This window comes from Moraxella sp. CTOTU46934, assembly GCF_031979465.1.
Classification (GTDB): domain Bacteria; phylum Pseudomonadota; class Gammaproteobacteria; order Pseudomonadales; family Moraxellaceae; genus Faucicola; species Faucicola tetraodonis.
In genome coordinates this window covers 135,770-145,608 of the sequence record NZ_DALZEG010000006.1, presented here as the reverse complement: position 1 = coordinate 145,608, position 9,839 = coordinate 135,770, and the positions used below count along the sequence as shown (strand labels likewise).

Annotated in this window: 10 protein-coding genes; 4 read left to right on the top strand and 6 right to left on the bottom strand. The window is 43.3% G+C overall.

Annotation, left to right across the window (positions count from 1 at the left end; genetic code table 11):
* The 4 genes from RTN07_RS06820 to RTN07_RS06805 all read right to left on the bottom strand — a co-directional run.
* Positions 1-673 (bottom strand): RNA-guided endonuclease TnpB family protein (locus RTN07_RS06820; protein WP_312176827.1); only part of this gene is annotated, 673 nt, incomplete at its 3' end.
* Positions 674-828: 155 nt separating this feature from the next.
* Positions 829-2,715: a tRNA uridine-5-carboxymethylaminomethyl(34) synthesis enzyme MnmG gene (mnmG, locus tag RTN07_RS06815; protein ID WP_095355955.1), complete on the bottom strand. Its 1,887-nt coding sequence runs from the start codon at positions 2,713-2,715 to the stop codon at positions 829-831.
* Positions 2,716-2,919: 204 nt separating this feature from the next.
* On the bottom strand, positions 2,920-3,204 hold the full coding sequence (locus tag RTN07_RS06810) for a hypothetical protein (RefSeq protein ID WP_007117325.1): 285 nt from the start codon (positions 3,202-3,204) through the stop codon (positions 2,920-2,922).
* Positions 3,205-3,379: 175 nt separating this feature from the next.
* The gene (locus RTN07_RS06805) at positions 3,380-4,309 is read right to left on the bottom strand and encodes a DUF3025 domain-containing protein (protein WP_312176823.1); all 930 of its coding nucleotides are present in this window, start codon (positions 4,307-4,309) and stop codon (positions 3,380-3,382) included.
* Positions 4,310-4,499: 190 nt separating this feature from the next.
* Here RTN07_RS06805 and RTN07_RS06800 point away from each other — a divergent pair, with 190 nt between their 5' ends.
* Positions 4,500-5,444, top strand: coding sequence for an RDD family protein (locus tag RTN07_RS06800; protein WP_312176822.1), 945 nt, complete (start codon positions 4,500-4,502; stop codon positions 5,442-5,444).
* Here the strand turns inward: RTN07_RS06800 and RTN07_RS06795 are convergent.
* Positions 5,441-6,079, bottom strand: coding sequence for a class I SAM-dependent methyltransferase (locus RTN07_RS06795; protein ID WP_312176821.1), 639 nt, complete (start codon positions 6,077-6,079; stop codon positions 5,441-5,443). The genes RTN07_RS06800 and RTN07_RS06795 overlap by 4 nt on opposite strands.
* Positions 6,080-6,169: 90 nt before the next feature.
* Here RTN07_RS06795 and RTN07_RS06790 point away from each other — a divergent pair, with 90 nt between their 5' ends.
* The 3 genes from RTN07_RS06790 (at position 6,170) to RTN07_RS06780 (ending at position 8,732) form a co-directional block, all read left to right on the top strand.
* Positions 6,170-6,382 carry a DNA gyrase inhibitor YacG gene (locus tag RTN07_RS06790; protein WP_135888996.1) on the top strand — a complete coding sequence of 71 codons (213 nt, stop codon included), beginning with the start codon at positions 6,170-6,172 and terminating at the stop codon, positions 6,380-6,382.
* A 93-nt stretch (positions 6,383-6,475) separates the two neighbouring features.
* Complete coding sequence (locus RTN07_RS06785; protein WP_312176820.1) at positions 6,476-7,660, top strand: aspartate aminotransferase family protein; 1,185 nt, start codon at positions 6,476-6,478, stop codon at positions 7,658-7,660.
* 139 nt (positions 7,661-7,799) lie between these two features.
* The gene (locus RTN07_RS06780; RefSeq protein WP_312176817.1) at positions 7,800-8,732 is read left to right on the top strand and encodes a manganese-dependent inorganic pyrophosphatase; all 933 of its coding nucleotides are present in this window, start codon (positions 7,800-7,802) and stop codon (positions 8,730-8,732) included.
* Between the two features lie 62 nt (positions 8,733-8,794).
* On the opposite strand, the gene RTN07_RS06775 is transcribed toward RTN07_RS06780, so the two are convergent.
* On the bottom strand, positions 8,795-9,802 hold the full coding sequence (locus tag RTN07_RS06775; protein WP_083106236.1) for a TerC family protein: 1,008 nt from the start codon (positions 9,800-9,802) through the stop codon (positions 8,795-8,797).
* Between the last annotated feature and the right edge of the window lie 37 nt (positions 9,803-9,839).

The window sequence follows — 9,839 nt, the reverse complement described above, 5'->3', positions numbered from 1 at the left end:
TTTTGTTGTTTGAGCGTTGGGCTATAGCTAATTGTTTTGCATATTTTAGCGTTTGTTTGATGGTGAGTTTGTCACCGCTTGAGGTAGTGGCACTGTCTTTAAGCCCTAAGTCAACGCCAATGCTACCTGTACCGCATGATTGTTTGGGGTAGTCTTTGACGGTGATACAGGCATACCAACGGTTACGGCTGTCTTGTACCAATTCGCATGTGTTGATTTGGTATAGGCTAAGGTTGTAGCTGTCCCATAGGTCGATGATTAGCTTTTGTCCTTTGGCTAAACTAAGCTGTAAGGTGGATTTTAAGCCTTTTTTACTTGTTTGGTGGGTAGCAATGTGTTTGATGGCGGATTGTTTAAAGGGTAGCCAGCCTAATGATTTACGTTTTGAATTTGGGTTGTTGGTTCGCCATGATAATTTAGCTTTTTTGAATTGTTTTCTAGCTTTGGCGTGGGTTTCATTGATTGCCTGAATAGTCTGACTGTGTAAGCCTAGCAGTTCACCGCTACCTTTGGTGTATTCGTTCAAATCATAAGCTGAAAAGAATTTGCCAGTTTTTTGTAGGTGTCTGTAACTCAAGTCATTCACATAATTCCACACGAAATTGACCGAACCGCTTAGGCGGTTTAATTGGTCTGTGTGTTTATCTCGTATGCGTAGCTTGAGTGTTTTCATGCAAATTATTTTAGCAAAATTTATGCAAGCGTTATAGTGTATGAGTTGCCTTATATCCACCGCCTAAAGTCGGTGGTTTTACGGCAACAGAGGATAAAAAAGTCCCAAGTCTGGCACATACCAATACCATGGGACTTATGTATCATGGCTTAAAGTTAAGAGCTTAGCACTTCACGCGCTTTTTTGCTTTTTTTAATCATCATGGCCAAAAGCTGTACTGCCGCTGGCGTGACGCCGCTAATCCGACTGGCTTGGGCAAGCGTGGTTGGGCGCACTTTTTCAAGTTTTTGCACGATTTCATTGGAAAGCCCAGAGATATCATGATAAGTAAAATCGTCTGGAATCAGCGTGTGTTCAAGTTTTTTCATCTGACCGATTTCAACTTGCTGACGATCGATATAACCGGCGTATTTGACACCAATTTCGATTTGCTCACCCACTTCGGCAGACACGGGAGATTGGGTCAATTCGCTAATATCATCAAATGACACATTCGGACGTTTTAACAAATCAAGCGCGTTATTCTCTTTGGTCAATACTTCGCCGGTTTTATCGATAAATGATTGACCCAGCGTATTAGTGGGCGTTGCCCAAAGCGAGCGTAAACGTGCGGTTTCTTGCTCAATCGCTGTCATTTTATCGCTATACACTTGCCAGCGCGCATCGTCCACCAGTCCTAAGTCACGCCCAATTTCTGTCAAGCGTTGATCGGCATTGTCTTCCCGTAGCAACAGACGGTATTCGGCACGACTGGTAAACATACGGTACGGCTCTTTGGTACCATGAGTGATGAGATCATCTACCAACACACCGATATATGCTTGGTCGCGGCGCGGTGTCCAAGCATCTAGTCCTTGGGTGCGACGTGCAGCATTTAACCCAGCTAAGATACCTTGCGCAGCGGCTTCTTCATACCCTGTCGTTCCATTGATTTGACCGGCAAAAAATAGGTTATCAATCGATTTGGTCTCAAGGCTTGGTTTAAGATTTTGTGGGTCAAAATAATCGTATTCAATCGCGTAGCCAGGACGCAAGATGTGCGCATTTTCCAGCCCTTTCATGGATCGGACTAAAGCCAACTGAATATCAAATGGCAGACTGGTTGAAATCCCATTGGGATAAAGCTCATGGGTGGTCAATCCTTCAGGCTCAATAAAAATCTGATGGCTGTCTTTATCAGCAAACCGATGAATTTTATCTTCAATCGATGGACAATAACGGGGACCAATGCCTTCAATCACCCCTGAATACATGGGTGAGCGATCTAGCCCACTGCGGATAATGTCATGGGTGCGTTCATTGGTATGGGTGATATAGCAGTTGATTTGGCGCGGATGCATGGACACATCGCCCAAATATGACATGACTGGCAGTGGTGTATCCCCGGGCTGCACGGTCATGACACTAAAATCTACCGTGCGCGCATCAATGCGTGGGGGCGTGCCTGTTTTGAGGCGTCCAACCGGCAGCTTAAGTTCACGCAATCTATCTGCCAAACGGATAGAAGGCGGATCGCCTGCACGTCCACCTTTGTGGTTTTCTAGTCCAATATGAATAGTACCACCTAAAAAAGTGCCAGAGGTCAACACCACTGCGCCACAGGCAAATTCAATCCCTGATTGGGTAACCACGGCTACCGCTTTGCCGTTTTCAACCAAAATATCATCCGCCGCTTGTTGGAAAATATCCAAGTTTGGCTGATTCTCTAAGGTATGGCGAATCGCCGCTTTATATAAAATACGGTCTGCTTGGGCGCGTGTGGCACGGACAGCGGCACCTTTACGGCTATTTAACACACGAAACTGAATCCCTGCTTTGTCGGTGGCAAGCGCCATAGCGCCGCCCAACGCATCGACTTCACGCACCAAATGCGACTTGCCAATCCCGCCAATCGCAGGATTACAGCTCATCTGTCCCAAGGTTTCAATATTATGCGTCAATAACAGCGTCTGCTGACCCATACGCGCAGCAGCTAGCGCCGCTTCTGTGCCAGCATGACCGCCACCAATCACAATTACGTCGTAGATTTTAGGGTATTTCATCGTGTCACCCATCATTCGCTTGTCAATAAAAACTGACAATTATACCATGCTTAGACGGCTATCGATTATTTTTTTATCAATGCCAATCATTGAGCGTATAGCGTGATACTTTGCTTCAATAATTACCAACAACATGACGAAAAAAATCCAAGTCATTCGGCTTGGATTTTGATTGATTCGCGGATGCATAGTCATTGTGAATCGTTATTGTGAATCGATTTGGCTATCGCGGATGATGAGTAATTCATCTTTTAGACTTGTGACTTTAAGTTCGTTGGCATCATTAAACACTTGGATATTAGCGCCTTTGCTATCTTTATAATCTTTGTGACGACGAAAGTTGTGCTCAATTTCAAAACGAACCACCGTCTCAAGCAATGATTGTAATTCTGCTAAGGTATAGTGTTCCCACTGAATTTCAAGATGGGGGGCTAATTTACCTGTAATCATACGAACTTTATTATCAATTTTGACGACTTTGGTGGTCATGCTGATACTCCAATATTTTTATTAGTCATTATGAGTTTCATCAATAAATGCGGCTAGATGAACTAGAAATTGCTTTAATGCTAACGGATTAACCGGCTTTTATCAAGCAAGATTCATAGACTGGGTAATCACCCCCAACCACTCTAGCCACGGTTATAAATTTTCTGGTCACTTATCAGTCATGTAATGAAAAAATAGGCGCGCTGAACGCTCTTGGATGCCTAAAAACAGCCTCATCTTGATAAAATTCTGGTATCACATTGTCATCACTATAGCCAGGGATACCCATCACAGGTAACGGCTGAAAGCTTTTGGATGATAGCTTAACTGCATTATCCGCTAAATATGGCATTGCCAGTTGTCGAAATAGCTTAGCAATTGCCGTATCAAGCTGGTTTCTCTGACTGTCTATGGATTGCTCAAACCAACCCTCATCTACTAAAATCAGCAAGGTATGACTGGTGATATTTTTTCTTGGCTTAACCAATTTTTCAAGCAGGGCATGACCAAATGGAAAAAAGGCAATGGTACGATGTTGACCCAACCAATTTGTTCTATGAGTGACCAAAGCTGCGTGCCATTTAAATGCTTGTAACTGTTCAAGCAATAGTTTATCTGAACTCACCACAATGCCGCCATTTTCATCAAATACGGTTAACGCATTACGCAGCGCTGTTCTGGCGTTATGAATACCATGTCGCAAAATATCTTTGGCATGAAGTTCGTTAAATACCGCTTTAGCCTGCGGAAAATTCAGCCAAATTAAACCGTTCAGTAAATCATGGTGATTGTCACGGGTTGGAATTTTCCCTGTCTTGGCAATAAAACTCTCATAAGCCTCATCCTCAGGCAGACACGCTTGGTCAACAAAGCGAATCGGTAAGTTTTCAAAATTGGCTATACGGCTGGCGTTTACATCCTCAAATCTATCCAAACAAGCATTCAAATTTTCAACAATATTGATAGCATTGATAGCAAGGGCATGACTATGTATTGAATGAGTATGTTTTGCGTCAAGCTTGGGAAAATTCGGAAAATAAGTCAAATAGTGATACCAAGGTTGATTAAAATCAATGATGGCGTTGGTGGGATGAGTCGCTGACATAAATACAATCTGACAAGGTAAGAAAAATAATCGTAGGGTTAACCAAAAATATGAGCTTACTTCAGCCTAGCGCGATTTTTTGCATCGCCTGTTTGATATAATAAGCGATTTTTAGCACGATGTTGCAAAACATCATATAATAAGATACAGTCATTCAAATTTTACCACCCAGTAGAAGTAGAGTTATTACATGCATATTTTTCTAGCTCGCAATAATGTGCAAGCCGGCCCTTATACCCTTGAACAACTTAATCAAATGCTTGCCACAGGGCAAGTGTTACTCACTGATTTGATGTGGCATCAAGGGATGGATAACTGGAACACAGTCAATGCGATGACGGATGGGCAATTTTTTTACCGTCCAATAATTGATGAAAGCTTGTCAGTCGATACCCACCAACGTGAGCAGCCCGCTTCTGATGAAGCAGATTATATTATTAACAACACGCCTAATCCTATATCGCCTTCAGAAGATTCTGAGAATGTTTGGGATCGGTATTCAGTGAATAACCCGCACAAATCCCCTAACCCTACCAAGGTCACATTGACCAAGAAACTTAGCGCGAACCAAGACATTGCACACGCCAAAAAACAGTTAGACCTTGCTAGCATCGGTAGTCGTATCGCAGCAAAATTAGTAGATACCCTGCTTATGGTATTGGCGTCGTCGCCCCTGTTCATCTCCCTGTACAACAGCCCAAATTTTGATAAATTACTCAAATGGGCAGAAGCCGGACAAACCCGATTGACGTCTGCGCAGCAGATGGAACTCATGTCAGCATTACCTGAGCATATATTGTTGTTAACCAATATTTTGGTATGGGGCTTGATGATTGCACAAGTCCTATTATTGATGCGCCGTGGTCAGAGCATCGGTAAGATGATAATGGGCATACGTATTTTGGATCGCCAATCCAATGCCATTCCTGGATTTTTTAATTTAATCATTATGCGTGGGTTATTTACCACATTGGCTTACTCTTTATCGATTTTTGGTTTGGTTGTGTTAGTCATTGATTTGGTCATGATGCTCACCAGCAAAGAGCGATTAAGCCTACATGATAAAATCGCCAAAACTTATGTGGTACGTGCCGATGACACCCAAACCACGCCCCTTGCGTTAAAACCTGACTAAAGTGAATTAAAATCATCAAACCGTGTGGTATAACCATGCGGTTTTTTTATGCTCAATTGCCAACACGCCTCACCACGCGCTAGGTATTTTACCTCAAAATGCGTGCGCTCACTATGATTGGGTACTTGGGTTTTCTCCACCGGCACTTGCCAAACCGTCAGTGCTTTATGCTCGGCTTCATCGATATAACTTTCAATATTACTGGCAAGTATAAGCTTGCCATTTGGTTTTAACCGAGACAGCAACCACTCAAAAAACGGCATGTTAAGCCAGCGTTGGTTGGGATTGTGCGGCTCTGGATTGGGATAAAGAATAAACACCCCTGATAAGCTTTGCGCGGGTACACCATGGGTGACCCAAGCAATGGCATCGGCATGAATAGTCGTTAAATTAGACAAATGCGCTTGATTCGCCATTTTTTGCATGGCTTGATATTTTTCTGCGGTACGTTCAATCGCGATGAGATGGACATTGGCATTATCGCTGGCAAAACTCAGCGCATGCTTGCCTTTACCTGCACCGATTTCAACAAAAATGGCGGGTTGCTGCCAAAATGTTGCGTTAAGTGGCTGAAAATCTCTGGGATGACGGATACGATCGGGTTGAAACGATCTGGTAAATTGATGACTTAGCATGAACAGTCGCTTGATTCGCCCAAAAAAAAGGATTTATAGTATACTATGGCAAATAATCCGATACACCATTTTTCAGAATACCTTTTGTTTATGTCTAAAATCGAACCCACCCCATCAAATGCACCTGTCAAAACTTACCCCTGTCCGCGCTGCGGCAAACCCACCGTTTGGGCAGATAATCCTACCAAGCCATTTTGCAGTGCACGCTGTAAGCTCATTGACTTAGGGGCATGGGCGAATGAGGACTATAAAGTCGGTGCAGAAGACACCCCGTTTAGTGACGAATTAGACGCTTTTAAATAACGTAGATTTGATTGGTTAGTAATTGCGCTAGCTATGATTTGCTAACTATGACTCGCTGACTATGATTCGCTAACTATGATTAAAGGAATCCCCATGAGCTCTTATTTACTCCCCACCTACAAACGCCAGCCCATTAGCTTTGTCAAAGGTCAAGGTAGTTATCTTTATACCGCTGACGGAACGCCGTATTTGGATGCGTTAACAGGGATTGCTGTCTGTGGACTGGGGCATTGTCATCCGCGTATCACTGCCGCGATTGCCGATCAAGCCGCAACGCTTGTGCATACCAGCAATCTTTTTGGTATTGATTGGCAAGAGCGCGCGGGTGAAAAGTTATGCCAAGTCGCAGGCATGGATAAAGTATTTTTTGCCAATAGCGGCGCCGAGGCCAACGAAGCGGCATTAAAGATGGCGCGACTGTTTGCATCAAATCGTGGGCAAACCCAAGCCAAAGTGATTGTGATGGAAAAATCCTTTCATGGACGCACCTTACTGACCGTATCCGCCACCGCAAATCCAACCGCTAGAGCTGGATTTTTTACCTTAGATGATGATTTTATTCGCGTGCCTTTTGGGGATATTGAAGCGATTAGCCAAGCGATTGCCGATAACGACAATGTGTGCGCTGTGATGCTTGAGCCTATCCAAGGTGAAAGTGGCGTCAATACTGCGACCAATGGCTTTGATTTTTTAAGCCAAGTTCGTAAAGTTTGTGATGACCATGACTTATTAATGATTTTAGATGAAGTGCAAACGGGCAATGGTCGTACGGGGCAATACTTTGCTTATCAACATTCATCCATCAAACCTGATATTTTGACCACAGCAAAAGGGTTGGGCAATGGTTTTCCTGTGGGTGCGTGCATGACCAGCGAAAAAGCCAATGATATTTTTAGTTATGGCTCACACGGCTCAACGTATGGTGGTACACCGCTTGCTTGCCGTGTGGTTAGCGAAGTGATTGATGTCATTGATGATGAAAATATGATGGCAACTACCCTGAGCAATAGCGCAGCATTGATTGAGCAAATCACCAGCGAGCTGGGTAGCGAAGGGGTTACTGTACGCGGAAAAGGCATGATGCTAGGGGTGGTGATGCCACAGGATCGCGGCATTGCATTCGATACCTTGGTCGATAAAGCGCGTGACAATCATCATCTAATCATCAATGTGGCAGGCGGTAATGCCATTCGTTTATTGCCACCGCTCAACATGAGTGCCGATGAAACCGTCCAAATCGGTGAGCGCCTCATTCACCTTATCCAATCAGCCATGTAGTTTTTTTGCACTTAATGGTGCACTTAATAGTAAAGTTAGCCGATTAGTCAATATCGGCTTTTTCATCGCAAACTTGCCAGTCAACCGTTTAATTTTGACAAGATGATATAATGGCTGTTTTTTATATTGGGGCATTTTTATGACAACCATTGCTGTTTTTGGGCACAAAAAACCAGATACCGATGCTATTGTATCCGCCATCGTCATGACCTATTGGCTCAATCAACAAGGTATTGATGCCAAAAGTTACCGCTTAGATGATATCAATCAAGAAACCAAATTTTTAATTGAACTTGCTAAAGTCCGATTACCAGAATTACTCACCCATCTTGAGCCTGACCAACTCGCTGCTTTAGTCGATCATAACGAAAGCCAGCAATCGATTGCCAATCTAGCAGACGCCCATATTTGTTACCTTGTCGACCATCATAAACTCGGTGATTTAACCACTGCCGAACCAGCCTATATTCGATTTGAACCTGTCGGCTCTACCAGCACCATTTTATACCATATGTTTATGGAAAAGAATTTGCTGATTTCTCAGCAAATGGCGACATTGATGGCAGGTGCAATCATTTCTGATACGCTTAATCTGACAGGTCCTACCACTACAGACAGTGACAAGCAAGCGTTACAAGCAGTCATCCACCTTGCAGGGATTCAAGATATAAACCGCTTTGCCAATCAATTATTCGATGCAAAAAGCAATATCAGCGACTTAACGGATGATGCGTTAGTCACTACCGATTATAAACAGTTTATGTTCTCAAATAAAAAATGGGCAATTGCCTGTATCGAAACTGTTAAACCTGATGTGGTGTTGTCGCGCACCGATGGCATCCAACAAGCCAGTGAACTAATCCGCCAAAGAGATGGCTTGGATTATATGCTAGTTATTATTGTTGATATTTTAAAACAGCAATCTTGGGCGGTTGGTAGCAACGATGCACAAAATGAAATCATTGCGCAAGCATTTAATACCAGACTCAATGATAAATTGCTTGATTTGGGTCACTTGGTCAGCCGAAAAAAACAATTTGTGCCTACTTTAGAAGCATTTTATGCCCAATAGTCAGTTTTTAATTCACCAAAAGGGCTAAATTGTTAGCCCTTTTTTATATTCAAAAATATTTTTTATGATTCAACTTTACCCAAATTCGGAAACTTTACCGATAAAATCGCTGTCACTGTTAGCACGGTGGCAATAAAGCCTAACGATATAGCCATCGGCACATGGAACACATCAAGCAGTAGCATTTTGGCGCCAATAAACACCAAGATGACACTAAGCGCATAAGACAATAAATGAAATTTATCCGCCAAACCCGATAACAAGAAGAACATCGCCCGCAGACCCAAAATAGCCAGCAAGTTTGCCGTCAAAACAATAAACGGGTCGGTAGTGACCGCGAAAATTGCAGGAATCGAATCCACCGCAAAAATCACATCCGACAATTCAACCAAGATAAGTACCACCGCTAACGGGGTAAAATATTTTACGCCATTTTTCACCAACACAAACCGCTCTTGACCTGATGCATCATGGCTGTCATCGCTGATTTTAAGATGTTTTTGTAAAAACTTATATAAGCCTGACTGCTTGGGGTCTTCTTGCTCATCGTGGTTTTGCCACATTTTTACACCCGTGTACAGCAAAAATGCGCCAAAAATATATAAAATCCAGCTAAACTCAGCGACAAGCCAAGCCCCTGCAAAAATCATCACCGTGCGCATGACAATCGCACCAATCACCCCGTACAGTAAAATTTTCCGTTGCATCGCAGGCGACACCGCAAACGCCGCAAAAATCATCAACCATACAAAAACGTTATCAATGGCGAGCGATTTTTCCAGTAAATATCCTGTAAAAAACTCCCCTACTTTTTGAGTGGCGATAGCACTGCCAAAATTTTGTGATAGATACCACCATAGACCGCCTGCAAACAGCACAGACACGCCCACCCAAATGGCACTCCAAATACCCGCCTGTTTCATCGAAACCGCTTCACCATCTTTTGGGGTTTTAAAGGTAAACAAATCAACCAATAACAGTATCGCTACGATAGCAAAGAACCCGGCATATAGCATGGGACTGCCAATGCTCATGGGTTCTGTCATTTGATTCACTGCTGCAAGTAACATTATCGCTCCTTAGTAGGCATTTACAAACTATGGCTGG

Excerpts from the sequence above, each read along its gene's own strand:
- RTN07_RS06775 (WP_083106236.1), bottom strand. The coding sequence starts at position 9,802 with ATGTTACTTGCAGCAGTGAATCAAATGACAGAACCCATGAGCATTGGC.
- mnmG (WP_095355955.1), bottom strand. The coding sequence starts at position 2,715 with ATGAAATACCCTAAAATCTACGACGTAATTGTGATTGGTGGCGGTCAT.
- RTN07_RS06805 (WP_312176823.1), bottom strand. The coding sequence starts at position 4,309 with ATGTCAGCGACTCATCCCACCAACGCCATCATTGATTTTAATCAACCT.
- RTN07_RS06780 (WP_312176817.1), top strand. The coding sequence starts at position 7,800 with ATGACAACCATTGCTGTTTTTGGGCACAAAAAACCAGATACCGATGCT.
- RTN07_RS06785 (WP_312176820.1), top strand. The coding sequence starts at position 6,476 with ATGAGCTCTTATTTACTCCCCACCTACAAACGCCAGCCCATTAGCTTT.
- RTN07_RS06790 (WP_135888996.1), top strand. The coding sequence starts at position 6,170 with ATGTCTAAAATCGAACCCACCCCATCAAATGCACCTGTCAAAACTTAC.
- RTN07_RS06795 (WP_312176821.1), bottom strand. The coding sequence starts at position 6,079 with ATGCTAAGTCATCAATTTACCAGATCGTTTCAACCCGATCGTATCCGT.
- RTN07_RS06800 (WP_312176822.1), top strand. The coding sequence starts at position 4,500 with ATGCATATTTTTCTAGCTCGCAATAATGTGCAAGCCGGCCCTTATACC.
- RTN07_RS06810 (WP_007117325.1), bottom strand. The coding sequence starts at position 3,204 with ATGACCACCAAAGTCGTCAAAATTGATAATAAAGTTCGTATGATTACA.